The sequence below is a fragment of the Micromonospora alfalfae genome, from assembly GCF_022230925.1.
Lineage (GTDB): Bacteria > Actinomycetota > Actinomycetes > Mycobacteriales > Micromonosporaceae > Micromonospora > Micromonospora alfalfae.
Genome location: NZ_JAKKFH010000007.1, coordinates 24,312 through 50,414 on the forward strand (window position 1 = coordinate 24,312; position 26,103 = coordinate 50,414).

Consider the following 26,103-nt stretch of genomic DNA (forward strand, 5'->3'; position numbering starts at 1 on the left):
CCCTCGAACGCCTGCGGTGTAGGCAACGCAGACTCCTAGGATGCCGCTCAGAGGAGATATCGTAAGTGCACCTAGTGCTGCGATGAGGAAAAAGTAAATCCGGTCACGCATTGGATCCTCCGATTGAACTGACCGCCACCCCCGCTCGTGCGCAAGGGGCCTCGCCTAGAGAACGGTGGGCGGAACAGGTTTTGCGCGGATCCCGTCGTTATTTATTGTAGGTAGAGTGGGGCCCCTCGGATTGTCGTCCGAGGGGCCCCATGCTTGCTTAATCTAAATTAGCTAATAAGGACGGGTAGCCTGCCTGCTCTGCTGGCAGTGCGTTCCCTTCCGAATAGGTCGATCAGTGTAACCGTGATCGGCGCTACGGTGGATATCAGCGCGACAATGTTAAAAGCCAGTTGGACGGGGGGCCACTCGCCCCTCGTTCGGTTGCCCCGCTTTTGGTGATTCACCTCGATCCCTTCTTCCGTATAATCAAATTTGGCTCAATTCCGACACGATTCCGGTTCCTCCCGCTGGATGAGGGACCGGCCGAACCTTGGCTCCTGCCGGCTGCCATCGAAGCCGGTGACGGCGCTGCCGCCTGGTCTGAGCATCTGCTCAAGGAGTTTAATCCATTAGGGCACTTGCCCTAATGCTTCGTTGTTGTGAACCCTGAATATTTAATTACAGCGCATTCCTTTGGTAGTGGGATAGTGCTATCCTTCCTTTCCTTCACGGAGATTGCCCCCGAAGGGGCCGACCCGCGAGGGGGCGGCCCCTTCGGTTTCACGCGGAGTTCCGTCGATCCCTGCCGCAGCGAGCCCGATGCGAGCAAAAACCTGCGACGTGAACCGATCTTCATCGTCTTTGGAAACCTGCTCCGCGAAGGAGGAAACCACCTTCAGTAAGCGCTCCTCAACGCTCATCTCAGGCCTCCTCTTTCAACAATTCCTTCAAATTCGCGATCGCGGACTTGTGCAACTTTTCGGCTTCCCTGCGCGGGATCGTCAGGTGCCTGGACGCCTCGCTCAGGTTCATTCTCAGCCAGTACAGGAGGAAAATCAGTTCCGCCTGCTCTTTGCTCAAGCGGTTGATCGCCTGTCTTACTTCCCAACCGGACTCTTCGTCGGAATTTCCCTCCCAAACTCCGTCGTCGTTGTCTTCCGGAAGTCCGGCTGACTGCTCGTGACGCCTATAGCTTTTTTCGAGACCGTCTAGAAAGAGACGGCGAACCAGTTGGTAGACGTAGCGCGGACTTGTCTTAAACAACTCACGCATGCGCGTATTCGGCCAGCGCGACCAGATCTTGACTGCCGCGTCGCAGGCAGTCTCACTGCCTCGGCGCCCGCAGATGCTGTGACCGGCCCGCATGAGCGAAGACTTCCCGCTCTCGTGGTACCACTGCTCGAAATCGGCCTGGAGGGAGCGGCGCTGCTTATCGTCTAGGCCCTCCCACCAGTGCGTCAGGTTGTCGCTGGCACGCCGCTGCTCTGGAACAAGGTCCATTGCGTCGACCAGGGACTCGTCGGAGTCAGGCGTCTGCCTGCTCCCCGGGGGCCGATGGCTGCCCTCCGGGCGGTTCAGAGCACTCAAGTGCTCTCTCCTTCGGTTGCGCTCCAGCTCCAGCGGCTGGAGCTGAGGGCAACGCGCCCGCTGCCTATGGAACGGGGTCAGGCATCGGATTTTGCGGGCCAGGCCAAGATTTTTCTGCCTGCTCGATGAGCCAACTCGTTGACTTGTCTGCCAAGTGCCGTCTACCTTGGACGCAACTTGGCAGACAAGTTAACAAGTTGGAGGTTGAGCGATGGCTCTGCGCGGCGGTACGAGGTTCGCGGTGCGGTGTGAGGACGTGTTCCCAGCGGGGTGCGCGTTGGTGCCCGAGTCTCTGGGTGAGGTCGAGGACTACGACGAGAAGACCGGTCGCCGTAGCCCGGCGAAGGACAAGCTGACCGGCCAGCGGGTGTGGCAGGTCCGGGTGATGGACCTGGATCCGGAGCTGGGGAAGCGGTCGCGGGAGACGACGGTGAAGATCTCGGCGGACTACCAGCCGGTGCCGCCGACGGGTGGCCTGTTCGAGGCGGTGGAGTTCGACGGCATGACCGTCACGCCGTACGTGGGCAACAACGGTCGGATGGCGTATTCGCTGCGGGCGACCGGGATGCGTGCCCCGGCGGGCGCGGCGACGAAGGCGGCGCAGTAGCCGCATCTGGTGGGGGCGGGGCTGTCAGGTCTTGGCGGACGGCAGCCCCGCCCTCTGTCTCTTTCCCCTGCTCTGTCGAGAGAGGTAGTGACATGTCCAAGCGTATGCCTGCCGTCCTGCGGCGGCCCACAGTGGCGAGTGCCCGATGATGCGCCGGCCGCGCGGCGAGGTTGTGATGACCACCGCCGGGGACCTGATGGTGATCCGCCCGCGCCGTCTGGAGCTGCCCGTCTGGCTGATCGCGCTCGGCCTGGTGCTGCGGTGGATGTGGCGGGGCCTGTGGTGGTGCCTTCGCCACCCGGTCGCCGTCGGCCTGGTCGTGGCCGGGGTGAGCCTCTACCGCGAGTTCGGCCGGTCCGGCGTGATCGTGCCCGTGGTCCTGGCCGCTGCCGTGTCGGCGCTGTGGCGGTGGCGGCACGAGTCGTCCTGGTGGACCTGGTGCGCCGGCCCGATCCTCGGCCGGTTCCGTCAGCTCTTCGTCTACCGGCGGGCCTGGCGAGAGGCCATGACCCTCTGCGGCCTGGCCAAGGTGTACGACCATCGCACGGTCCTGCCGGAGCTGCTGCGGGTCCGCTCGGATCAGGCGCTCGACGTGCTGACCATCCGCATGGTCCGCGGCCAGACACCGGAGGAGTTTCAAAAGGCAACGGCGAACCTGGCGTACGCCTTCGGCCGGCGGCACGCCCGGGCCTACTCCGAGCGTCCCGATGACCCGCCGATCCGGTCGGGCTACTGGGCGCTGGTCCTGGGCGCGGTGGACCGGCTGCGGTTCCGGGACCGGCCGTCGGTGGTCTACCTGGTGGTGGTCCGCACGGATGCGCTGCGCACTCTGGTCGACCCGTTCGACGTCCCGTCGGTGCCCGACTTCACCGCGCTGCCGTTGGCTCGGCGGGAAGACCTGCGGCACTGGTGCCTGCACCTGCTCGCCACGCACGTCCTCATCGGCGGCGCCACCCGCTCGGGTAAGGGCTCGGTGCTGTGGTCGCTGGTCCGCGTTCTGGCCGGTGGGATCTCCTCCGGGCTGGTCCGGCTGTGGGTGATCGATCCCAAGGGCGGCATGGAGTTCGCCATGGGCCGGCCGCTGTTCGCCCGGTTCGCCTGCAAGTCGTTCGAAGCCATGGCCGACCTGCTCGACGAAGCCGTGACGGTGATGCGCGAGCGGCAGACCCGTCTTGCCGGCGCGGTGCGGGTGCACACTCCTACCCTGGATGACCCCCTGGTCGTGCTTGTTATCGACGAGATGGCGGCACTGACCGCGTACCTCCAGGACGTCGACCTGCGCAAGCGCATCGCCGGCTCACTCGGGCTATTGCTGTCGCAGGGTGCCGGTGTCGGCGTGCTGGTGGTGGCCGCGTTGCAGGACCCCCGCAAGGAGGTACTGCCGTTCCGGGACCTGTTCCCAACCCGGATCGCGCTCGGCCTGACCGAAGCGGCACAGGTCGACCTCGTCTTGGGCGACGGCGCCCGCAACCGGGGTGCCCTCGCCGACCAGATGCCCCGCTGGGCCAAGGGCGTCGGCTACGTGATCCTCGACGGCACCCCGGAGCCAGCCCGGGTCCGCTTCTCCTACATCTCCGACGACCACATCCGGGAGCTGGCCGCCGAGTACCCGGCGCCGGCCGACGCGGCGGACATCCTCGCCCAGGTCGGCCGGGAAACCGCCACTGAACCCGCCCGGCCGTCTCTGCCCCGGCAGCGTCGCGGACCACTGCTGCCCGACTCCCTGCTGAACATCCTCGACCGGGACACCGACGGAGGTGAGCCGCGGTGACCGCACCGACCGACGGCCGAACCTTCTACCGGCTCCGCGCACCCGGCACCGACGGCGCCACCAGCACGGCCGTGTCTGTCCGCGTCGACCCCGACCGGCCTGACCCGTACCCGGTCTATCTCGCGGTCGGTGGCGGCCGGCGGCGCATGTACCTGACCCCCGAGGAGGCGTGGGCGCTGTGGCGCTGCCTCTCTGAAGCGGTGGCCTCCCTCGGCGAGCCACCCGACCACATCCGTACCCGCGTCGCCCCGGCCCGGAGGTAACCGATGTCCCTCAAGAGCTTCTTCCTCGGCACCCACCGCCTCAAGCCGCTGCACATCGAACTTGACGGCTCCCCGGACCGGCTCGCCGGTGCCCTGCACGGCTTGGCGCACATGGTCAACCGCCGCCGCGACCTCAACGGCCAGCGAATCTGCATCACCCTGACCATCCGCGACAACGGCAGCGGCCGATGATCCGCGAACGCGCCGAGTCCGGCGTCCGGGTGCTGATCCTGCTCGCCATCGGCACCATGGCCGGCGCCGCCGCCTTCGCCCACGTCCACGACCTGACCGTCGCCCACGGACAGCCTGACTGGATCGGCTGGGCCAACGCCGTAGCGGTCGAGCTGATGGCCATCTACCTCGGACTGGAGATCCGCGCCCGCCGCCGCGACGGTCGACCCGTCGGCCTGGTCGGCGTCCTCCTGATCGCGTTCGCGCTGCTCTCCCTCGCCGCCCAGGTCGCCGAAGCCGAACCGTCCGTCTGGGGCTGGATCGTCGCGGCGGTGCCGTCGCTGGCCTTCCTCGCCCTGGTCAAGGTCGTCCTATCCAGCGAACCCACCACCCCACCGGCATCGGAGCCCGATCAGCCGCAGGGCGATTGGTACGACGAGCCGCAGCCGGTCGAACCCGCGCCGCCGGCTCCGGTGATGCCGCCGGCATCAGCCGCGGTGCTGCCTCCGGTCGGGGTCGTCCAGCACAACCGGCCCCAGGTTGTCGGGATCATTCGATGACGGCTCCGACCCTGCCCGGTCTCGAACCCGCCCCGACCCCGGTTGCTCCTCGGCCGGGGTCGCGGGCGGCCCGCATGGCGCTGCCCCGCTCGATCGACGTCCTGAAGGACATCGCCATCGAGTACGGCGTCTGCGTCCGCCCGCTCGCCATGCGCCGCACCGACCTCGACACCGGCCTGACCGAAGTCATCGACCTGCCCTGCGGCGCGACCCGCGAGGACAAGTGCCCACCGTGCGCCAAGAAGAACCGCCGGTTGCGCCAAGCCCAGATCCGCGAGGGCTGGCACCGCGACGACGAGCCACTACCCGGCCCGGAACCCGCGACCGAGGCGCAGAAGTCCCTGATCCTGTTCCGCGCACACCTGGAGTTCTCCCGCGACGAGGCCGTACGCGCCGCCCAGTGGGACCAGGTGACCGACCTCGACGAGGCAATCCGCGAGGTAGAGGAAGCCATCGCCGCTGAGGGCCTGCGCGGGCGCGTCGGACCACCCCACACCACCGACGACGAGGACCAGGACGGCGAGCCCGGCCCACGGCGCAAGCGCTCCACCAAGCGGCGCCAGGATGCCCCGGAACTGCCCCGGCGCAAGGTCGAGCGGCGCACCGTCGGCAAGACCTACACCGCCCCGGACGGCTCCACCTACCAACCGTCGATGTGGCTCACGCTCACCCTCGACTCGTACGGCCCGGTCCGCCCCGACGGCACCCCCGTCAACCCGGCCAGGTACGACTACCGCCGCGCAGCCTGGGATGCCGTGCACTTCCCCCGGCTGCTCGACCGGTTCTGGCAGAACCTCCGACGGTGCGAGGGCTGGAACGTCCAGTACGCCGGCTGTGTCGAGCCGCAACGCCGTCTCGCCCCGCACGCCCACTTCGCCATCCGGGGCACCATCCCTCGGGACGTGCTCCGCACCGTGGCGGCGGCGACCTATCACCAGGTGTGGTGGCCCTCGGTCGACGTCCAGCGCTACACCCTCGACCGGCTTCCGATCTGGGACGAGCAGGCGACGGCATGGGTCGACCCCGATACCCGGGAGCCGTTGACCACCTGGACGGAAGCCCTCGACACCATCGACGACGACCCGGACGCCGAGCCGGTGCACGTCGTGCGCTTCGGCGCCCAGGTCGACGCCCGCGGCGTCATGCCCGGCACCGAGGACGCCGAACGGACCATCCGGTACGTCACGAAATACATCACCAAGCACACCGGCGACTGCCACAAGGCGACCACCGACCGGCAACGCAAGCACCTCGACCGGCTCTGGCAGCAACTCCAGCTCACCCCGTGCACCGACCGGTGCGCCAACTGGCTGCTCTACGGCGTCCACCCGAAGAAGGCGCACGCCAAGCTCAAGCCGGGCCGCTGCAAGGGCAAGGTCCACCAGCGCGACACCCTCGGCATCGGCGGCCGGCGCATCCTCATCTCCCGCGACTGGTCCGGCAAGACCCTCGCCGACCACAAGCACGACGCGCGGGCGTGGGTGCGGGCACTGCTCGGCGTCACCACCGACGGCACGCAGCTCGTCGACGACCAGGGCGACACCGCCGAACGGGTCCGGCACGCCTGGGAGTTGGCCCGGCCCGATGACCCGGACGTCGGCCCGATGACCCACCGGCTCATGCGGTCGATCAGCGAACGCGCCCGCTGGCGATCCGAACTGCTCGCCGCGAAGGACCGGGCCGCGCAGGGGTCTCCAGATCTTTCGGCAACTCAGCACGGCGCGCAGCACGACGGGGAGGAACCGCAGTGAACGAGGAGTTGTTGACCGTGCCGGAAGTGCTCGCCGAGCTGCGCGTGCCGCGCTCGACCTGGTTCTACTGGCGGCAGACCGGCAAGGGACCACGGGTGATCAAGCTCCCGAACGGGCAGCTGCGGGTCCGCCGGTCGGCGCTCGGTCGGTGGCTCGGCGACCTGGAGCAGGACGCCGCATGAAGAGCTACGAGGTCCAGATCTGGGAGATCGGTAAGCGCGCTGATCGGAAGTCCCGGCCGTGGCGGGTCCGCTGGGCGGTGAGTGGCCAGCGCTTCGAGGACATGTTTCGTACTAAGGCCCTGGCGCACTCGTTCCGCGCCGAGCTGGTCCAGGCGGCCAACGCGGGGGAGCCCTTCGACCCGGCCACCAGCCGCCCGGTCTCCGAGGCCAGAACCAAGAACCCCACCACCTGGTACGCGCACAGCCGCGCGTACGTCAAGATGAAGTGGCCTCGGGCGGCGGCCAAGACCCGGCGCTCGATCGTCGAAGCGCTGACCTCGATCACGGTGACCCTGACCCGGCCGGCGAAGCGGGGCCGACCGACTGACGCGCTGCTCCGTGAGGCGCTGTACCTCTACGGCCTCAACCCGCGGCGCTGGTCCGACGAGATCCCGCCCGAACACACAGCAGCGCTGACCTGGCTCGAAACGGCCTCCCTGCCGGTCGTCGAGCTGGACTCGCCCGCGATGGTCCGCCGTGTCCTCGACAGCCTGTGCATACGCCTCGACGGCAGGCCCGCGGCTGCCTCCACCGTCCAGCGGAAGCGGGCCACCTTCTACAACGTGCTCGGGTACGCGGTCGAGCTGGAGCTGATCGCCTCCAACCCGGTCGACCGGGTCCAGTGGACTGCTCCCGAGGTGGCTCAGTCCATAGACCGGCGGGTGGTGGCGAACCCGGCCCAGGTCGCCGCGCTGCTGGAGGCGGTGAAATCTCTCGGCAAACGGGCCGACAAGGTCACGGCGTTCTTCGGCTGCCTCTACTACGCGGGGATGCGTCCCTCGGAAGCCGCGGACCTACGGCGGGAGGACTGCGATCTCGCCGGGCGGTGCGTCGACTGCGGTGCCGACTTCGACGACCTGGCGGCGGTCAAGCCTTCCCGGTCCTGCGACCACGAGAAGATCGAACATCGCTGGGGCCGCCTGGTGCTCGCCGGCACCTCGCCGCGCGCCGGGTCGCACTGGACGGATGACGGCGGCTCCCACGAGCGGCGCGGACTCAAGCACCGGGGGAGGGCTGAGACTCGTACGGTCCCGATTCCGCCCCGGCTCGTCGAGCTGCTCTGCGCGCACGTCGAGAATCACGGGGTCGGCCCGGACGGTCGGTTCTTCCGGGGCCTGCACGGTGGGCCGCTCTCCGAGTCGGTGTACGACCGGTGGTGGAAGCTCGCCCGGGAGAAGGCGCTGGCCGAATCGCAGGTCGTCTCGCCGCTCGTACGCCGGCCCTACGATCTGCGGCACGCGGCGGCGTCGCTCTGGCTGAATGCCGGCGTCCCGCCGACCGAGGTCGCCCGGCGCCTGGGCCACGGCGTCGCCGTCCTGCTCCGCGTCTACGCCAACTGCATCGACGGCGGAGACGACACCATGAACGACAAGATCGGCGACGCCCTCGGATGAGCAAGGGCTGTTGGAGGATGACGCCGTGAGTACCGAGTCGGGCGAAGCGCTGGCCAGGACGGAACGCCTCGTGCTGCGGGAAGTCCGGGCGCACGACCTGCCGGTGCTTGAGCGGATGTGGCAGGACCCGGTGATGCGGCGTTACCTCGGCGGCCCGGTGCCTGACGAGGTGGCGGACGAACGGAGGGCGGGTGACCACACGGGCGGGCTGATGGTGACGAGGAGTTCCGGAGAGATCGTCGGTTGGTGCCACCTCGGCCGGTACCGGACGGGCGATCTGGAGCTGTCGTACATCTTCCTGCCGGAGTGGTGGAGTCATGGCTACGCCCGGGAGGGGTGTGCAGCGGCCATCGTTCTTGCCTTCGACCGGTTCCCGGACGCATCCCGGCTGATCGCCGTCACGCAGAGAGCGAACCTTCGATCGGTCCGTCTTTTGCAAGCCCTCGGCATGGTCCTGGTCGACATCTTCGAGGAGTTCGGTGCGCGTCAGGTGATGTACGCGATCGACCGTCCGGACAGCAGCGACGGGCGGATGAGGTGAGGTGGGAGTTGCCTACGTCGCAGGGGATGATCTCGGCTATGTCCTCTAGCGCACCTGACCGGGACCTTCCTGCCGGTGATCAGCTCATCAAGATCTGGTTCAAGTTCGTTCCGCGCGAAGGGTGGCTTCCCTACGACACAGAGGGCCTTTGGGCTGCCGCTGCCGGTCCTGACACAGCCCGCATCCGCAACGTCCCGTTCCTCCAAGACGGCGTTGCTGAGGGAGACATCGTGCGCTTCACCGTGGATCCTGACGGACTTCCCTGGGCAACCGGGCGGGTCGAGGCGTCGGGCAACTGCACGGTGCGGGTCCTGCCGATCCCTCGTGGCCCTCTTGGGCCAAGCGCCCAAGCTGTCTACGACCGCCTGGCGCCCTTCGGCCTCGGCGGTGAGACGTTCAGCAAGGAACTTCCTCTCGTTGCTTTCACCGTGCCAGCCGGTGCAGATCTCCCCGCGATCAAGGCGACCCTGCAACGGGGCGAGGCGGAGGGCTGGTGGAGCTTCGAGGTCGGTTGCGCGAGCGACGAATGGAGAGCGGCCTGAGCATCGGGCGTCTCCTGGCAGCGTGCCGTGGGCGTGGGCACATGGTGGGCGGTTGACCGGTCGTTGTGCCTGCGGCGGCGAGAAACAGCAGCTCAGTGCCGCTGACCTAGGCATGATCACGGACGCCCTGTAAATCCGTCGCGAAAGCTTCAGAGGTTCGAATCCTCTACCCGCCACCAGGTGCGCAAAGAGGCCCCTGACCAGCGTGAACGCCGGTCAGGGGCCTCTTTCGTGAGTCTCACTCAGTCCCGCTTCAGCCCGCTCAATCTCGCTGGCCGTGTCGTATACGTGTCGCCAGCCGACGTTGGGTTGCAGCGCGGCTGCACCATGGTCGGATGGCATGGGAGTGGTTGCCCCCGGCAGGGACAGTTGCAGCATCAATAGTCGGGACAGTCGGCCTCGTGGCCGTATCAGTGCGCGCTGCGGCTGCCGGCAGGCAAACGCAAGTCGATGTTGCCAAGGTCCAGGCTGACGCAGCGTTGACGAAAACCCTTCTTGACGAAAAGCGTGCGCTATACGCCAAGTTTCTCGGTTTGGCGGACACCGCCAGAAACAAGGTCGCTGACGAGCGTAAGCGCAAAGCCGCTCTCGTCCAGTTGGTTGGGCATGACGAGCCGGACGGTGACGAGGTTGAGCTTGAGGGTGAGACGGCTGACGTGGAGTGGTCTGCTGAACTCAACGAGCTACTCACCGAGATGTCTGGCCTACGCATGCAGATCATGATCCTTTCCGGTCCTGAGATGGCCCGCAAGGCGGGCGACCTATTCGCCGTCGTGCGCGACTTCGCAAGGCGTAAGGCCACCGAAAGCGACGTCGAGGTTGAGTTGGTCGCTGCTGGAGATGCGATGCACGTGGACGCAACCCAGCCCTAGGCTGTGCCTACTCGGTTAGGTGCTCGCCTAGGGCGGCGTCGATCCGGCGGCGAGCTGTTTCCTCCTGGCCGTAGACGCACTTCGCGTACACCCGCACCAGGACGTAGACGCTGTGTCGGCCCACTTGGCGACCGGGGTAGCTGGCACCCCTGCATTGAGCCAGAGCGACACGGCGGCGCGCTGCACGTCGTACGGTCGCCGGCCAGGGGGCGTTGCTGCGCCGGGGTGAGCACCTTTGCCCGCGCGTCGCGCCACGCCTTCCCGTAGGTGTTGTTCGGGATCGGCTGACCGTCGGTGGGCACGTACCGGCCACCGGGGGCAGCGCCGGGTTACGAACAGCCCCGTTCGATCCGGGCGGGTACTTCTTCACGTGGTGGTCGAGCAGCCGCGCGAGCGGGTGGCACCGGCACGTCCCGCGTTGGGGCCTTCGCTCGGTGCTTCAACCCTCGTTCCTTGGCTGCGTCGCTGCCCTCGCCCCAGTCTCGGCCGCAGGCCACGGGCGAGCCGGTCAGGTGCAGTACGCCCCACCCGTCAGGCTCCGCGGGCCGCTCGTACTCGTCTTCGCGCAGGTGAAGAACGTCTTCAGGCGTGGGGCGTTGTAAGACATTCATCCAAAGAACGCTTCCAAGCCGGGGATGGATGGCATGGGACGGCTCCCTTCGCAGCGTTGCCGGACGAACCCGGCGCACAGGGTGGGCGCATCCCGTCGCTCCGCCAGAGTGCCGTCACATGGCTGGCAGCCTCGCCGTCCTGCCCACGAACGGCACTGTTGTTCGATGGCGCTCCGACGGGCGGTCCAACGCGAGTCCCTTGTCGACACCGGGACGCTGTGGTGGCTGACCGTTGCCGTCACCTCGTTCGCCCGGTGGTGCTGGGAGTTTTCGGGCGATTTGAGGCCGCGGCCCAGGCGGTTGGCCGAGCCCCGCCGCCGGTATCGGTTCCGGTCGGCTCCACCAAACTCGCCGGTGAGGTCTGGGCCGCTTCGCGGAGCTGGCCGAGTCGGCCTACCCGGCCTCTCGTACTTCAACGAGGTTCTTCGCGGCCGCGGCGGCCACTTCGCGACCTGAGAGAAGCCGTGTGGAGTTCGCCGATCGGTCGCGAAGGCTACAGAGTCTCGAACCGTCCGTCTCCGGCGGTGATAATCGAGAGACTCCGATGCTATGGATCCGAGAGGATTGTTGTGTTCAACTGGTCACCGGTTGCGAACCCGGCCAACCGGCGCCCGTCGTCCTGGGGAGTTTCGGTGGTCGGGAAGGTCCGGTGCCGCCCATACCTGCCGGCTTTGCGTTCGCGGCGGGCTTTGCTACTGGAAGCGGCTTCCATGACGTAGATCCAAATTGTGGCTATAACTTGAACACGCATCATCTGCGCGTCTCCTGGGACCAGCCAACGACCTTGCAGGGCTTCCGTCGTTGAAGCGTTCGGGCCGGCTGGACGGGCCTGCGCCGCTCAGCCGTCCGACCGCTTTGCGGGCTGCCTCGTGTGTGGCACCATCGTGGAATCTTGCCTTCCCGACACCCCTGCCATGAGGAGCACACGATGTCTGGTCAAAGGCTGGCCCGGCGGGTCGGCATGGTGTTCGCAGCACTGGCTTTCGTTGTGATGGCAGGCGGGGCTTCCGGAAGTTTCGGGGAGTTCCAGGCTTTTGACTACGTCTGGACGGCGCCGCAGCGCTAGCCGAGGCTGGTGACACCACTGTCGTATCGGACGGTGTCGTCAGCTTCGTTTCCGGCCGTGCGTCCTTCGCAGCAGTGACCGGTAAGGAGTGGGATGGCTGGCCGCCGGTCCGCGTCGGGTGGCTCGGGGTCTCCTCGGCGCCCGGCCCAGTACGCATGGTTCATCACCGGCCCGTTGATGTTCCTGGCCGTCGTCTTCTCGATGACGATCGGGCTGGTGACCCCGAACCGGCCGCACCCCTCCGGGTCCTGGGGGCTCGCCGCCGTCCTGCTGGGCGTGATGGTGATCGCCGGCCTGCCGATGCTGAACTTCGTCATCGGGCGGCAGTCCTTCGGGGTGCGGCTCGTCGAGATCCCGCTGGTGCCGGCGTTCGTCTTTCTTCCGCCGTTGATGGTCGTCCTGGTTTACACCCTCTCCACGCTGATAACCCACCTGCGGTACCGCTTCGGGGTGGAAAAGCTGGCCTTCAACGTCGCCAACGCCGCCGCTGCCGTATCGCTGGCCGGCCTCGTGTTGCTGGCGCTGCCGCCGGTCGTGGGTGTCGGACCGCGGACGTGGGGAGTGCTCTTCGCGTCCGTCGGTACCGTCGTGGTGTCGACCCTCGCCGGCGTGGCCGGGGTGATCGCGATCATGCACGGCCGGCATGCCGCGCTGGGTGTGCTGCGTAGCGGGTTGCCGTCTCTGCTGGCCAACGGTGTCAACCTCGTAGTCGGGTTGATCGTCCTGATCGCTGTGGACAGCACCTGGTGGTCGGCCGTGTTGATCGTCGTGCTCGGGGTCGCGCTCGCGAAGGTCTACCGATCGTACGAGCAGTTCTTCCGGCAGCACCGGACGCTCGGCGACATGTACGAACTCACCCAGGCGATGACCGCCAACGGGCAGAGCGGCAACCTGGCTGACGTCCTCCTCGGTCGGATCCGGGGGTTGATGCAGGCCGAGTACGCGACGCTGTGGCTGCCGGCCCAGGGGCGTCACCCGGAGGTGATGCTGACCGCGCGGGTCGACGACGCCGGCCTGTTGGACACGTCGCCGACGCCGGTGGTCGTTCGCGAGGAGGCCCGCCGTCAGCGGCGCAGTCTGGCCATGGGTGTTCGCCTCGGCGACGAGGAGAGCCTGCGAGGGTCGCTGCGCGCCACCGGTGTGAAGGACATCATCGTGGTGCCGCTCTACTCGGGTCAGGCGGTGATCGGCACGCTCGAGGTGGTCAACCGCCTCAGCGACGTCGGTCATTTCACCCCGGGCGACATCCCCGTCTTCGAGACGGTCGCCGCTCATGCGGCCGTGGCCCTGGAGAATTCGCGGTTGGTCGACCGGCTTCGGCACGACGCCCACCACGACACGTTGACCCGACTGCCCAACCGGCGGCGGATCACCGGAGCGCTGGACGAGTCGGTCAAGATCCGGGCACCGGGCGAGGTGGTGGCGCTGCTGCTCTTCGACGTCGACGGGCTGCGCCAGGTCAACGAGTCCCTGGGGCACGCGGCCGGGGACAAGGTCCTCACCGAGGTCGCCACTCGGCTGCGGGCCAGCGCGCCGTCGTCGGCTCTGGTTGGCCGCGCCGGTGGGGACGAGTTCCTGGTGACACTGCGGTTGGAGAGCGCCGAGGCCGCGCTTGAGTTGGCCGCCCAACTGCGCGACCAGATCCGCGACGAGATGGTCTTCGACGCGCTCACCCTCGACGTGGACACTGCCGTCGGGGTGGCCGTACACCCGGATCATGGCAGCGACGCGGCGACCCTGCTGCTCCGGGTCGACCTCGCCGCCACCGCGGCCAAGTCGGTGCCGGGCAGCGTGCAGCTGTTCAATCCCGCACTGGAGTCCCGTTCACTGCGCCGGTTGGGTCTGGCCGGCGATCTGCGCCGAGCGCTGGACCAGAACGAGCTGGAGGTCTACTTCCAGCCCAAGGTGACCCTGCGGGACCGGCGCCTGGTGGGTGTGGAGTGTCTGGCCCGCTGGGAGCATCCGGCGCACGGCACTGTCGCGCCCGAGGACTTCGTGGCGGTGGCCGAGCACACCGGCCAGTTGAGCCGGCTCACCGAGGTGGTGCTCCGGGAGGGCCTTCGGCGCAGCCGGGACTGGGCGCTGGCCGACCAGCCGCTGCCCATCGCTGTCAACCTCTCGGCTCGGACGCTCATCGACAGGCACTTCCCGGACCGGGTCCAGGAGTTGTTGACCGAGTACAAGGTGCCGGCGCAGCGCCTCACCCTGGAGATCACCGAGTCGGGGGTGCTGGACGGCACGGACCGGCCGATCCCCACCCTGCAACGGCTACGGGATCTCGGCGTACGGCTGTCGGTGGACGACTTCGGCACTGGTGACTCGTCTCTGGCGCACCTGCGCCGGCTGCCGGTGCACGAGGTGAAGGTGGACCGGTCCTTCGTGCAGGGCATGGCGACCGACCCGGGGGACCTGGCGATCGTCAACGCGGTGGTCACTCTTTCCCAGCAGTTCGGCCTGGCGGTGGTGGCCGAGGGGGTGGAGAGCGAGTTGACCCTGGAGCTTCTCCAGGACATCGGCTGCGAGATCGGGCAGGGTTTCCTGTTCAGCCGGCCGCTGCCGTACGAGCGGTTGGCCGCCTGGTTCGGTGCCCAGGTCGAGCCGGAGACGACCTCGAACGGGGAGCTGCCGCGCCTGCGTGTCGTGCCCTGAACAGGGCGCGGACGATCACCGGGGATCCGATTTCACCTGTCGACCCGGGCCGTGTACTCTTACTCCTGCGCGCCCCACGGGGAGATCGCGCAGGCCCCCTTAGCTCAGTCGGCAGAGCGTCTCCATGGTAAGGAGAAGGTCTACGGTTCGATTCCGTAAGGGGGCTCGAGGGTTCAGCTGGACCCATCGCAGCGGTGTAGCTCAGATGGTAGAGCAAGCGGCTCATAATCGCTGTGTCGCCGGTTCAAGTCCGGCCACCGCTACTCTCGTCTTCCGGGCTCGTTGCCGGTGGTCGTAAGAATGGGCGCTTCTGGCGCCCACTTTGCATGTCCGCGCTGTCAGCGTCTAGGCTGGCGCGTCGTAGTTGTTTCCGTTAGCGAGGAAGGCACTCCGCCGTGGCGAAGGCTACCGATGTCCGGCCGAAGATCACTTTGGCGTGTGTGGAGTGCAAGGAGCGCAACTACATCACGCGCAAGAACCGGCGCAACGACCCCGACCGCATCGAGCTGAAGAAGTTCTGCCCGCGTGACGGTCGGCACACGGTCCACCGCGAGACCCGCTGACTGCTGGTCGGCCTCAGGGCCGGCCGTTGTCGAAGCTTTCCGATCGCCGATCTGACCGGTTTGGTGCGGCTCCGCCGCCGCCTACCGATCAGGTCGGCGATTGGGCTTTCCGTGTAGGTTCGCGGCATGCCTCTGGACCCTTCCTTCGTCGGCCGGACGTATCCGCCGACCGCCCCCTACCAGGTGGGCCGAGAAAAGATCCGCGAGTTCGCCAGCGCCATCGGTGCCACTGACCCGGCTCACCACGACCCGGAGGCCGCGCGGGCGCTGGGTCACGCCGACGTGGTCGCCCCGCCGACCTTTCCGGTGATCGTGACGATGGCCGCGAGCAGTCAGATCATCGAGGACCCGGCCCTGGGTGTCGACTACAGCCGGCTGGTGCACGGCGACCAGCGGTTCGCGTACACCAGGCCGGTGGTCGCCGGCGACGAGCTGGTCTGCACCAACACCATCGAGGACGTCAGCACCAGGGGTGGGCACGGCTTCCTGACCACGCGCACCGACGTGAGCACCGTCGGCGGGGAACCGGTGGTCGCGGTCTGGGCCAGGTACGTCATTCGCGGGGAGGCCTGAGATGGAGTTGCCAGCACAGACGTTTCAGGTGACCCGCGCGGACCTGGTCCGCTACGCCGGCGCCTCGGGCGACTTCAACCCGATCCACTGGAGCGACCGGGTCGCCACCGCTGTGGGTCTGCCCGGGGTGATCGCCCACGGCATGTTCACCATGGCGCTGGTCGGCCGGGCGGTCACCGAGTGGGCCGGGTCGCCGGACGCGGTGGTTGAGTACGGCGTGCGTTTCACCCGGCCGGTGGTGGTCCCCGACGACGACCAGGGGACTGAGATCGAGGTGACCGCGCGGGTCCGCGAGGTGACCGAGGACGGTCTCACCCGACTCGAGGTGACCGCAACCTGCCTGGGTGACAAGGTGCTGTCGCAGGCGCGGGCAACCATCCGGACGGCGCGCTGAACCGAGCCCGCCACGCGTGGCGGAGAGACCGGTTGGGAAAGTCGGGCGGCTACCCGTACACTGGTCCGCCGTGGGGCAAGTGACCCCTGCTCGGTCGTCTGTGGCCGCGTGGGGCGAGTGTTGCCACATAGGGGTGTAGCTCAATTGGCAGAGCAGCGGTCTCCAAAACCGCAGGCTGCAGGTTCAAGTCCTGTCACCCCTGCGCCTCAGGCCTGACCGTTCCCGTGGGTCGCGCCGCCAGCTTGGCGGCGTCCGGCCCGTGGTGGTGGCATCGGCGGGGTGGCTCCGAGGCAATCGGGGCCCTCCGGGCGATCCACCGGCCGCGGCCCGTCGCGGGACGGTTGGGTCCGGCCGGCGTGACCAGCGCCGCGTACGCCACTCGGCGTGCGACCCCAGATTCCGCGACGGAGGGCGAAGTGGCCGACAACAAGCGGCGCGACGACGACGGCGACGATCGTCTGGACGACGAGATCGTCGACGACGTGGCCGACGACGACGCCTCCGGCGCGGACGAGCCGGTTTCCCGGGGGGGCACCGCCACGCGGTCCCGTGCCCGGGCGGAGTCGGCGGACAGCCGGCCGACCACGCGGTCGGAAACGGGTCGGGTGGGCGTCTTCGGCCGCATCGCCCGGTTCTTCCGCGAGGTCGTAGCTGAACTGCGTAAGGTCATCTGGCCGACCCGCAAGGAGTTGCTGACCTACACCGCCGTGGTGGTGGCGTTCGTCGCGGTGATGCTGACGATCGTGGGTGTGCTGGACTTCGGCTTCGCCAAGGTCGTGTTGTTTGTCTTTGGCAACTCGGACTGACCGGCTGCCTCCAGCCATAGTGACGGAAGTGAGCGAGCGTGCCTGAGTACGACGAGACCGCCGGACCGGTGGACGAGCAGTCCACGGTCGCGACGGCGGCTGGTGACGAGTCGGTTGAGGCCGCCAGCGAGCCGGAGTTCCCTACGACCGAGCCCGCCCCGGACGAGGACTACGACCCCGTCGCGGAGCTGAGGCAGAAGCTGCGCTACGCGCCGGGTGACTGGTACGTGGTGCACTCGTACGCCGGCTACGAGAACAAGGTCAAGACCAACCTCGAGACCCGGATCACGAGCCTCGACATGGAGGACTTCATCTACCAGGTCGAGGTGCCGACCCGGGAAGAGGTCGAGGTCAAGAACGGTAAGCGTTCGCAGATTCAGGCCAAGGTCTTCCCGGGTTACATCCTGGTTCGGATGGAGTTGACCGCCGAGTCCTACTCCTGTGTCCGGAACACTCCGGGTGTGACAGGCTTCGTCGGCGCGACCGACAGGGCCGACCGGCCTGCTCCGCTCTCGCTCGACGAGGTGCTGAAGTGGCTGGCGCCGGCTGTCGAGACCGAGCAGAAGAAGTCGAAGCCGGAGATCAAGGTCCTCGACTTCGAGGTGGGCGACTCCGTCACCGTCACCGACGGCGCGTTCGCGTCGCTGCCGGCCACGATCAGCGAGATCAACGCCGACCAGCAGAAGCTCAAGGTGCTGGTGTCGATCTTCGGTCGTGAGACTCCGGTGGAGCTCAACTTCAACCAGGTCGCCAAGATCTGATTGGTCGTCGGCGGCGGGCCCGACCCGCCGCCGACGTCGGCGTACGCGCTCTCGCTCGACCTCGGCGGACGAGTGGGCTGCGGCCTGCGCTACTCTTGAATGTCGCCGCTGTCGCACCGCGCTGACCGTGCGCGCCCGAGGGCGGCGACAGCCGCATTTTCCCAGCTCCAAGCCCCAGGAAGTGACATGCCTCCGAAGAAGAAGCTCGTCAAGACGTTCACGCTTCAGTTGCCGGCGGGCCAGGCCACGCCGGCGCCGCCGGTCGGCCCCGCGCTCGGCCAGCACGGCGTGAACATCATGGAGTTCTGCAAGTCCTACAACGCGCAGACCGAGTCTCAGCGGGGCGACATCGTCCCCGCCGAGATCAGCGTGTTCGAGGACCGGTCCTTCACGTTCGTGCTGAAGACCCCGCCCGCTGCCCGGCTGCTGATCAAGGCCGCCGGTGTGCAGAAGGGTTCGGGTGTTCCGCAGTCCGAGAAGGTCGGCTCGGTCAGCCGCGCCCAGCTGCGTGAGATCGCCGAGAAGAAGATGGCCGACCTCAACGCCAACGACATCGCCCAGGCCGAGAAGATCATCGCCGGCACCGCCCGGTCGATGGGCATCACCGTCAACGACTGACGTCGGCCCCGGCCTTCGACCCGACAGTGGGAGGGCTCGCGCCGAGCGGCCCGCCAGAGACCACAGGAGTAATCAGTAATGCAGCGCAGCAAGAGCTACCGCAAGGCCGCCGATGTCATCGACCGGTCGAAGCTCTACACCCCCACCGAGGCCGTGAAGCTGGCCAAGGAGACCACCAACGTCAAGTTCGACGCCACGGTCGAGGTCGCCATGCGCCTCGGCGTCGACCCCCGCAAGGCGGACCAGATGGTCCGCGGTGTGGTCAACCTGCCGCACGGCACCGGTAAGACCGCCCGCGTGATCGTGTTCGCCAGTGGCGCGAAGGCCGAAGAGGCCGCCGCCGCGGGTGCGGACGAGGTGGGCACCGATGAGCTGGTCGCCCGTATCCAGGGTGGTTGGCTCGACTTCGACGCGGCGATCGCCACGCCGGACCAGATGGCCAAGATCGGCCGGATCGCGCGGATCCTGGGCCCGCGCGGTCTCATGCCGAACCCGAAGACCGGCACGGTGACCATGGACGTCACCAAGGCGGTGTCGGACATCAAGGGCGGCAAGATCACCTTCCGGGTGGACAAGCACTCCAACCTGCACCTGATCATTGGCAAGGCCTCCTTCACGGAGACCCAGCTGGTGGACAACTACGCTGCGGTGCTCGACGAGGTGCTGCGCGCCAAGCCGTCCGCGGCCAAGGGCAAGTACCTCCGCAAGGTCATCCTGACCACCACGATGGGCCCGGGCGTCCCGGTCGACCCGAACCTGGTGAAGAACCTTCGGGAGGACCAGGCCGACGCCTGAGTCGACAGTTCGCTCCGCCGGGGCGCCGCCACGACCGTGGCGGCGCCCCGGCGCGTTTCAGGTGTGGCAGGCTCGACGCCATGCGGCTGGAGAATGTCTGGTTGCGGTACCACCGGCGGGGGCCGTGGGTGCTGCAAGGCATCGACGTGCGGATCGGTCCCGGCGAGGTGGCGATCGTGTTGGGTCGCAACGGGGTGGGCAAGTCGACACTGCTCCAGGTGGCCGCGGGGGTCCTCCGCCCGGGCCGGGGCCGGGTCACCGACCGTCCGACGCGGGTGGGCTGGGTGCCGGAGCGTTTCCCCGCGGACCAACCGTTCACTGTCACCCGCTATCTGACCGGGATGGCCCGGGTGGCGGGGCTGGGCAGGGCTGCGGCCGACGAGGCGGTGGCCTCCTGGACGGACCGGCTCGGGCTGTCCGCGTTCCGCTCGGTCCGGTTGCCGGAACTGTCCAAGGGCACCGCGCAGAAGGTCGGTCTCGCCCAGGCGCTGCTGCGCCCACCGGGCCTGCTGGTGCTCGACGAGCCGTGGGAGGGGCTGGACGCCGCCACCCGTGAGTTGGTGCCCGAACTGATCGCCGAGGTGCTCGCGGCCGACGGCTCGGTCCTGGTCAGCGACCACCGCGGCGAGACGGTCCGGCTCCCGGCCGCGCGCCGCTGGTTGGTGGCCGACGGCTCGCTCTGCGAGGAGACGTCGTCGACGGACGAGACGATCGCTGTGGTCGAGGTCGCGGTGCCGGCCGCGCGGGTCGCCGGCACCGTCGCCCGGTTGCGCGCCGAGGGCCACCAGGTGCTGCGGGTACGCTCCGACGCCTCCACCGCCGCATCCCAGGCCCTACCCGTCGAGCCGCCCCGGTCGGTCGGTGCCGCCCGACCCGCCGAGCCGCCCCTCGGGATGGCCGGGGAACTGGCAGCCGAGCAGCCCGACGCCGTTGACGCCGCGGTCGAGTCGGCAGCGGGGGAGACCCGGTGAGCGCCCTGGTCCGGATGCGGTTGGCCGGTTTCCTGCGGACCGGCCGGGCGTTGGCGCCGTTGCTCGCCGGCCTGATCACGCTCGGCATCCTCTACGGCGGTGGCCGCGCCCAGCCGGCGGAGGCGTACGGGGTCTCCGCGGTAGTGCTCTTTCCGGTGCTCGCCTGGCAGACCAAGATCCTGTTGGACGTCGAGCCGGACGTGCAGCGTCGGCTGGCGCAGGTGACCGTCGGGGTGGCCCGGGAGCGGTTGGCCGGGCTACTCGCCGCCGTGGTGACGGCGCTGGTGACGGTGGCCGTCGCGCTGCTCTTTCCGTGGCTGGTCGGCGGGGTGTCCGGCCCGGTCGACCCGGAGGAGCGGTCGATTCCGGTCGGGCTCGCCCTGGGATTGTGGGCGCATGTGCTGGTCGTACCCGCTGCGGTTGCTCTTGGCGCGCTGGCCAGCCGCGCGTCGGTCGGCGGCGCCGGATACGGCGTCGCGGTGTTGGCCCTCGGAGGGGTCGGCGCTGTGGTGCTCGGTCTGACCGGCTCGGTGGCCCCCTGGCTGGCACCGCCGATCATGGCGGCCGCTCGCACCACCGCCGGCGACGCCGCCGCGCTGACAATGCTGGGGCTGAGCGGGTGGGCGCTGGCCTGGAGCGCCGCTGTCGTCGGCGGTTACCTGTGGCGTCGGCGGGCCCAGGGCTGACCGGCCCTGGCGCGGGTGACGCGGCTCACCGGGCGCGATTTGGCGCTGCTGGTCGGGGCGCGTAGTCTTCAACAGTCATCCGTGTTCTCATGGATGAGGAACCACCCAGAGACCGCTGGTCACCGTGTTTCGGCACGGTCGAAGGTCCCGCGACAACGGGCGACCCGCGTAGGGCGGCAAGCGTAACTCGGCAGTGAGCATGGTCCGCCGACCATGACGATCCGCCGGCCCTCGCCCCGTGCGCCCTGCGCCGGGGCTTTTTCGTTGTCGCGCTGCCTCCGCCCCCGTTCCGGCTTCGGCCGAGACGGGGACCAGCCTCGAGTAACGAGAGAGGAGGGACATGGCGGACAAGCCGATCCGGGCCGACAAGGCCACGGCCGTCGCTGAGCTGACCGAGAGCTTCCGCAGCTCGGGCGCCACCGTGCTGACCGAGTACCGCGGTCTGACGGTTTCCCAGCTCACCCAGCTTCGGCGCTCGCTCGGCGCCGATACCAGCTACACGGTCGCGAAGAACACGCTGGCGAAGCGTGCTGCGACGGACGCGGGCATCACCGGCCTCGACGAGCTGTTCACCGGTCCTACCGCGCTGACTTTCGTTTCGGGCGACGTCGTCGAGGCGGCGAAGGGGCTTCGCGACTTCGCGAAGGCCAACCCGAAGCTCGTCATCAAGGGCGGTGTCTTCGAGGGCAAGGCCATCACCGCGGCCGAGGTCACGAAGCTCGCCGACCTTGAGTCCCGCGAGGTGCTGCTGGCCAAGCTGGCCGGCGCGATGAAGGGCAACCTGAGCAAGGCCGCGGCCCTGTTCCAGGCCCCGCTGTCGAAGACCGCCCGTCTGGCGGCTGCACTGCAGGACAAGCGCGAGAAGGAGGGCGCCGAGGCGGCCTGAGGCCCCCACGGCGCACCAGTTCTTACTTAACAGAATCAGGAAAGGACGCCAGATATGGCGAAGCTCAGCACCGACGAGCTGCTCGACGCGTTCAAGGAGATGACGCTGATCGAGCTCTCTGAGTTCGTGAAGCAGTTCGAGACGACCTTCGAGGTCACCGCTGCCGCTCCGGTCGCGATCGCCCAGGGTGGTGGCGGCGGCGGCGCTGCTGCCGAGGCCGAGCCGGAGCAGGATGAGTTCGACGTCATCCTCGAGGCTGACGGTGGCAAGAAGATCCAGGTCATCAAGGTCGTGCGTGAGCTGACCGGCCTGGGCCTCAAGGAGGCCAAGGACGCGGTTGAGTCCGCGCCGAAGGCCATCCTGGAGAAGGTCAACAAGGAGACCGCCGACAAGGCGAAGGCCAAGCTCGAGGGTGAGGGCGCCAAGGTCACCCTCAAGTGACCTGACGTTCCACCAACGCGTACCCGGCTCGTGAGCTGGGACACCATCGCGTCGCGGCGGGCGGTGATCCGACACGGATCACCGCCCGCCGTATTGGTGGATCTGGCTGCGACCGGTCCTGAGCTGGGCTCCGGCCATGGGTACCCTTGACCCGAACGAGCGTGGCGGGTCGCCCTCCAGTGGGAAACAAGGGACAACCCGGATACCGGCCCTTGACGCGGCCCGGGGCTGCCAGGCACGCTGACACCAGCAAGACACCGCGCTTGCGACGGCCACGACGTGGGTATGACAGCGGCGGCACCATCAGCCGCTGTAACCCGAGCGGCCCAGTGGGGAGTTGCGTTCTGAGCGGCCCGGCAGACCCCGGTTGACGGGGGCCGAGGCGCGCTCCGCAAACAACCTGCGGGGTGGGCTGGACAGCGGTTAGCCTCTCGGCTACACTGCTAGTTTGCGCTGCCTTCCGACTTGACCCCTGCTCGGAAATGTCCGTTTACGGATATTTCTGGTGGGGTCATTGGAGTGCACGCGTACCAGCCGTTCTGCAGCACCGGTCCTCGGAAGGACGCATCTTGGCAGCTTCCCGCCCTGCGAAGACCAGTCGTACGTCGAGCGCATTCGCTCCCCGCCGAGTTTCATTCGGCAGGATCACCGAACACCTCGAGGTCCCCAACCTCCTTGCCATTCAGAACGAGTCCTTCGACTGGCTCGTCGGCAACGAGGCTTGGCAGGGCCGGTCGGCGGACGACCCGCACGCACGATCGGGTCTCGCGGAGATCCTTGAAGAGATCAGTCCCATTGAGGACTTCTCCGGCACCATGTCGCTCTCCTTCTCAGCGCCGCGCTTCGACGAGGTCAAGGCCTCGATCGAGGAGTGCAAGGAGAAGGACCTGACCTACTGCGCTCCGCTCTTCGTGACCGCGGAGTTCACCAACAACACCACTGGCGAGATCAAGAGCCAGACGGTGTTCATGGGTGACTTCCCGATGATGACGCCCAAGGGCACCTTCGTCATCAACGGCACCGAGCGCGTCGTGGTCAGCCAGCTCGTCCGGTCTCCGGGCGTGTACTTCGACAAGCAGCCGGACAAGACCTCCGACCGCGACCTCTCCAGCGTCAAGGTCATCCCGAGTCGGGGTGCCTGGCTGGAGTTCGACATCGATAAGCGCGACACGGTCGGTGTACGTATCGACCGCAAGCGTCGGCAGGCCGTCACCGTCCTGCTCAAGGCCATCGGATGGTCGGCCGAGCGGATCCGTGAGAAGTTCGGCTGGTCCGAGCTGATGATGACCACGCTCGAGAAGGACCACATCGCCGGCGCCGACGAGGCTCTGCTCGACATCTACCGCAAGCTGCGCCCTGGCGAGCCGCCGACGCGCGAGAACGCCCAGACCCTGCTCGACAACCTCTTCTTCAACCCGAAGAGGTACGACGTCGCCAAGGTCGGGCGCTACAAGTTCAACAAGAAGCTCGAAGTCGGCGTTCCGATCACCACCGGCACGCTGACCGAGGACGACATCGTCGCCACCGTGGAGTACCTGTGCCGGCTGCACGCCGGTGAGGACGGCTACGAGGCCGACGACATCGACCACTTCGGCAACCGGCGTCTCCGTACCGTTGGCGAGCTGATCCAGAACCAGGTTCGGGTCGGCCTGTCCCGGATGGAGCGGGTCGTCCGCGAGCGGATGACCACGCAGGACGTCGAGGCGATCACCCCGCAGACCCTGATCAACATCCGCCCGGTGGTGGCGGCGATCAAGGAGTTCTTCGGGACGTCCCAGCTGTCCCAGTTCATGGACCAGACCAACCCGCTGGCGGGCCTGACCCACCGGCGTCGGCTGAGCGCGCTCGGCCCGGGTGGTCTGTCCCGGGAGCGGGCCGGCTTCGAGGTCCGCGACGTGCACCCGTCCCACTACGGCCGGATGTGCCCGATCGAGACGCCGGAAGGCCCGAACATCGGCCTGATCGGCGCGCTGTCCACCTTCGCCCGGGTCAACCCGTTCGGCTTCATCGAGACGCCGTACCGGAAGGTCGTCGAGGGTCGGGTCACCGACCAGATCGACTACTTGACCGCGGACGAGGAGGACCGGTTCGTCAAGGCCCAGGCCAACGCGCGCCTGAAGGCTGACGGCACGTTCGCCGAGGAGCGGGTGCTCTGCCGTCGTAAGGGCGGCGAGACCGAGGACGTCCTCCCCGGCGCCGTCGACTACATGGACGTCTCGCCCCGGCAGATGACCTCGGTCGCGACCGCCATGATCCCGTTCCTCGAGCACGACGACGCCAACCGGGCACTGATGGGCGCGAACATGCAGCGCCAGGCGGTGCCGCTGGTCAAGGCTGAGGCGCCGCTCGTGGGTACGGGCATGGAGTACCGGGCCGCTGTCGACGCTGGCGACGTGGTGGTCGCCGAGGTCGGCGGTGTGATCGAGGATCTCTGCGCCGACTACGTCACCATCCACCAGGATGACGGCCACCGCCGGACGTACCTGCTGCACAAGTTCCGCCGCTCCAACGCCGGCTCCTGCGTCAACCAGAAGCCTGTCGTCTTCGAGGGCGACCGCGTCGAGGCCGGTCAGGTCATCGCCGACGGTCCGTGCACCGACGAGGGCGAGATGGCACTCGGACGCAACCTTCTGGTGGCGTTCATGTGCTGGGAGGGCCACAACTACGAGGACGCGATCATCCTGTCGCAGCGCCTCGTGCAGCAGGACGTGCTCACCTCGATCCACATCGAGGAGCACGAGGTCGACGCCCGGGACACCAAGCTCGGTCCGGAGGAGATCACCCGCGACATCCCGAACGTCAGCGAGGAAATGCTCGCTGACCTCGACGAGCGCGGCATCATCCGGATCGGCGCCGAGGTCGTCCCCGGTGACATCCTGGTCGGCAAGGTCACGCCCAAGGGTGAGACCGAGCTGACCCCGGAGGAGCGCCTGCTCCGCGCGATCTTCGGTGAGAAGGCGCGTGAGGTTCGGGACACCTCGCTGAAGGTGCCGCACGGCGAGACCGGCACGGTCATCGGTGTGCGCACGTTCTCCCGCGAGGACGGCGACGAGTTGCCGCCGGGTGTCAACGAGCTGGTCCGGGTTTACGTCGCCCAGAAGCGGAAGATCCAGGACGGCGACAAGCTCGCCGGCCGGCACGGCAACAAGGGTGTCATCTCGAAGATCCTGCCGATCGAGGACATGCCGTTCCTCGAGGACGGCACCCCTGTCGACATCGTGCTCAACCCGCTCGGTGTGCCGAGCCGGATGAACATCGGCCAGGTGCTGGAGACCCACCTCGGTTGGGTCGCCAAGACCGGTTGGAAGGTCGAGGGTGACGACGCCGACTGGAAGCGTCAGCTGCGCTCGATCGACGCGCACGAGTCCGAGGGCGACACCAACGTGGCCACCCCGGTCTTCGACGGTGCTCGCGAAGAGGAGATCTCCGGTCTGCTCGAGTCGACCCTGCCCAACCGGGACGGCAAGCAGCTCATCGGTCGTACCGGCAAGGCGCAGCTGTTCGACGGTCGTTCCGGTGAGCCGCTGCCGGACCCGATCGCGGTCGGCTACGTCTACATCCTGAAGCTCAACCACCTGGTCGACGACAAGATCCACGCTCGTTCGACCGGCCCGTACTCGATGATCACGCAGCAGCCGCTGGGTGGTAAGGCGCAGTTCGGTGGTCAGCGTTTCGGTGAGATGGAGTGCTGGGCGATGCAGGCGTACGGCGCTGCCTACGCCCTGCAGGAGCTGCTCACGATCAAGTCCGACGACGTGCTCGGCCGAGTGAAGGTCTACGAGGCCATCGTCAAGGGCGAGAACATCCCGGAGCCGGGCATCCCGGAGTCGTTCAAGGTGCTGCTCAAGGAGCTGCAGTCGCTGTGCCTCAACGTTGAGGTGCTCTCCAGCGACGGTGTGGCCCTGGAAATGCGCGAGACCGACGACGAGGTGTTCCGGGCCGCTGAGGAGCTGGGCATCGACCTGTCCCGGCGCGAGCCGAGCTCGGTCGAAGAGGTCTGAGGTGAGCGGTC

At 67.9% G+C, this 26,103-nt stretch carries 26 protein-coding genes and 3 tRNA genes; 27 read left to right on the top strand and 2 right to left on the bottom strand.

Annotated features, from left to right (window positions below):
• Positions 1-701: 701 nt before the first annotated feature.
• Positions 702-911, bottom strand: coding sequence for a hypothetical protein (locus tag MED01_RS05940; RefSeq protein WP_238667513.1), 210 nt, complete (start codon positions 909-911; stop codon positions 702-704).
• Position 912: 1 nt separating this feature from the next.
• A complete protein-coding gene (locus MED01_RS05945) occupies positions 913-1,578 on the bottom strand; it encodes a sigma-70 family RNA polymerase sigma factor (protein ID WP_238667514.1) in 666 nt (221 codons plus the stop codon).
• A 211-nt stretch (positions 1,579-1,789) separates the two neighbouring features.
• Here MED01_RS05945 and MED01_RS05950 point away from each other — a divergent pair, with 211 nt between their 5' ends.
• The 27 genes from MED01_RS05950 to rpoB all read left to right on the top strand — a co-directional run bounded on the left by MED01_RS05950 (position 1,790) and on the right by rpoB (position 26,092).
• On the top strand, positions 1,790-2,185 hold the full coding sequence (locus tag MED01_RS05950; protein ID WP_238667515.1) for a transcriptional regulator: 396 nt from the start codon (positions 1,790-1,792) through the stop codon (positions 2,183-2,185).
• Positions 2,186-2,360: 175 nt separating this feature from the next.
• Positions 2,361-3,956, top strand: a complete 1,596-nt coding sequence (locus MED01_RS05955) for an FtsK/SpoIIIE domain-containing protein (RefSeq protein WP_238667516.1) — start codon at positions 2,361-2,363, stop codon at positions 3,954-3,956.
• Positions 3,953-4,219 (top strand): hypothetical protein, encoded by a 267-nt coding sequence (locus MED01_RS05960; RefSeq protein ID WP_238667517.1) that lies wholly within the window; start codon positions 3,953-3,955, stop codon positions 4,217-4,219. Before MED01_RS05955 ends, MED01_RS05960 begins: the two co-directional genes overlap by 4 nt.
• A 3-nt stretch (positions 4,220-4,222) precedes the next feature.
• Positions 4,223-4,411 (top strand): hypothetical protein, encoded by a 189-nt coding sequence (locus MED01_RS05965; protein ID WP_238667518.1) that lies wholly within the window; start codon positions 4,223-4,225, stop codon positions 4,409-4,411.
• A complete protein-coding gene (locus MED01_RS05970) occupies positions 4,408-4,950 on the top strand; it encodes a DUF2637 domain-containing protein (protein WP_238667519.1) in 543 nt (180 codons plus the stop codon). The genes MED01_RS05965 and MED01_RS05970 overlap by 4 nt, the downstream gene beginning before the upstream one ends.
• A complete protein-coding gene (locus MED01_RS05975; RefSeq protein ID WP_238667520.1) occupies positions 4,947-6,701 on the top strand; it encodes a replication initiator in 1,755 nt (584 codons plus the stop codon). The genes MED01_RS05970 and MED01_RS05975 overlap by 4 nt, the downstream gene beginning before the upstream one ends.
• Positions 6,698-6,883 carry a helix-turn-helix transcriptional regulator gene (locus tag MED01_RS05980; RefSeq protein ID WP_030329852.1) on the top strand — a complete coding sequence of 62 codons (186 nt, stop codon included), beginning with the start codon at positions 6,698-6,700 and terminating at the stop codon, positions 6,881-6,883. The genes MED01_RS05975 and MED01_RS05980 overlap by 4 nt, the downstream gene beginning before the upstream one ends.
• On the top strand, positions 6,880-8,316 hold the full coding sequence (locus MED01_RS05985; RefSeq protein WP_238667521.1) for a tyrosine-type recombinase/integrase: 1,437 nt from the start codon (positions 6,880-6,882) through the stop codon (positions 8,314-8,316). Before MED01_RS05980 ends, MED01_RS05985 begins: the two co-directional genes overlap by 4 nt.
• A gap of 25 nt (positions 8,317-8,341) precedes the next feature.
• Complete coding sequence (locus MED01_RS05990; protein WP_238667522.1) at positions 8,342-8,857, top strand: GNAT family N-acetyltransferase; 516 nt, start codon at positions 8,342-8,344, stop codon at positions 8,855-8,857.
• Positions 8,858-8,895: 38 nt separating this feature from the next.
• Positions 8,896-9,399 carry a DUF4265 domain-containing protein gene (locus tag MED01_RS05995; protein WP_238667523.1) on the top strand — a complete coding sequence of 168 codons (504 nt, stop codon included), beginning with the start codon at positions 8,896-8,898 and terminating at the stop codon, positions 9,397-9,399.
• Between the two features lie 335 nt (positions 9,400-9,734).
• On the top strand, positions 9,735-10,271 hold the full coding sequence (locus MED01_RS06000) for a hypothetical protein (protein WP_238667524.1): 537 nt from the start codon (positions 9,735-9,737) through the stop codon (positions 10,269-10,271).
• A 1,770-nt stretch (positions 10,272-12,041) separates the two neighbouring features.
• On the top strand, positions 12,042-14,597 hold the full coding sequence (locus MED01_RS06005) for a putative bifunctional diguanylate cyclase/phosphodiesterase (RefSeq protein WP_372493590.1): 2,556 nt from the start codon (positions 12,042-12,044) through the stop codon (positions 14,595-14,597).
• 93 nt (positions 14,598-14,690) lie between these two features.
• Positions 14,691-14,763: transfer RNA gene (locus MED01_RS06010), tRNA-Thr, on the top strand.
• Positions 14,764-14,787: 24 nt separating this feature from the next.
• Positions 14,788-14,860: transfer RNA gene (locus MED01_RS06015), tRNA-Met, on the top strand.
• Between the two features lie 132 nt (positions 14,861-14,992).
• Entirely contained in the window at positions 14,993-15,160 is a 168-nt protein-coding gene (rpmG, locus tag MED01_RS06020; protein WP_007073056.1) for a 50S ribosomal protein L33, read from the top strand.
• A gap of 126 nt (positions 15,161-15,286) precedes the next feature.
• Entirely contained in the window at positions 15,287-15,733 is a 447-nt protein-coding gene (locus MED01_RS06025) for a MaoC family dehydratase N-terminal domain-containing protein (protein WP_238667525.1), read from the top strand.
• Position 15,734: 1 nt separating this feature from the next.
• On the top strand, positions 15,735-16,127 hold the full coding sequence (locus MED01_RS06030; RefSeq protein ID WP_238667526.1) for a MaoC family dehydratase: 393 nt from the start codon (positions 15,735-15,737) through the stop codon (positions 16,125-16,127).
• Between the two features lie 129 nt (positions 16,128-16,256).
• A tRNA-Trp gene (locus MED01_RS06035) sits at positions 16,257-16,329 on the top strand.
• Between the two features lie 214 nt (positions 16,330-16,543).
• The gene (gene secE / locus MED01_RS06040) at positions 16,544-16,933 is read left to right on the top strand and encodes a preprotein translocase subunit SecE (protein WP_030329860.1); all 390 of its coding nucleotides are present in this window, start codon (positions 16,544-16,546) and stop codon (positions 16,931-16,933) included.
• Between the two features lie 38 nt (positions 16,934-16,971).
• Positions 16,972-17,694, top strand: a complete 723-nt coding sequence (gene nusG / locus MED01_RS06045; protein ID WP_238667527.1) for a transcription termination/antitermination protein NusG — start codon at positions 16,972-16,974, stop codon at positions 17,692-17,694.
• 186 nt (positions 17,695-17,880) lie between these two features.
• The gene (gene rplK / locus MED01_RS06050) at positions 17,881-18,312 is read left to right on the top strand and encodes a 50S ribosomal protein L11 (RefSeq protein ID WP_091402426.1); all 432 of its coding nucleotides are present in this window, start codon (positions 17,881-17,883) and stop codon (positions 18,310-18,312) included.
• A gap of 78 nt (positions 18,313-18,390) precedes the next feature.
• Entirely contained in the window at positions 18,391-19,107 is a 717-nt protein-coding gene (rplA, locus tag MED01_RS06055; RefSeq protein ID WP_238667528.1) for a 50S ribosomal protein L1, read from the top strand.
• Between the two features lie 80 nt (positions 19,108-19,187).
• Complete coding sequence (locus MED01_RS06060) at positions 19,188-20,078, top strand: ATP-binding cassette domain-containing protein (protein WP_238667529.1); 891 nt, start codon at positions 19,188-19,190, stop codon at positions 20,076-20,078.
• Positions 20,075-20,764, top strand: coding sequence for a hypothetical protein (locus MED01_RS06065; protein WP_238667530.1), 690 nt, complete (start codon positions 20,075-20,077; stop codon positions 20,762-20,764). The genes MED01_RS06060 and MED01_RS06065 overlap by 4 nt, the downstream gene beginning before the upstream one ends.
• Before the next feature lie 340 nt (positions 20,765-21,104).
• Positions 21,105-21,650: a 50S ribosomal protein L10 gene (rplJ, locus tag MED01_RS06070; RefSeq protein ID WP_112584808.1), complete on the top strand. Its 546-nt coding sequence runs from the start codon at positions 21,105-21,107 to the stop codon at positions 21,648-21,650.
• Between the two features lie 54 nt (positions 21,651-21,704).
• Positions 21,705-22,091, top strand: a complete 387-nt coding sequence (gene rplL, locus MED01_RS06075; protein WP_091402415.1) for a 50S ribosomal protein L7/L12 — start codon at positions 21,705-21,707, stop codon at positions 22,089-22,091.
• Between the two features lie 569 nt (positions 22,092-22,660).
• Complete coding sequence (rpoB, locus tag MED01_RS06080) at positions 22,661-26,092, top strand: DNA-directed RNA polymerase subunit beta (protein ID WP_238660443.1); 3,432 nt, start codon at positions 22,661-22,663, stop codon at positions 26,090-26,092.
• Positions 26,093-26,103: the final 11 nt, after the last annotated feature.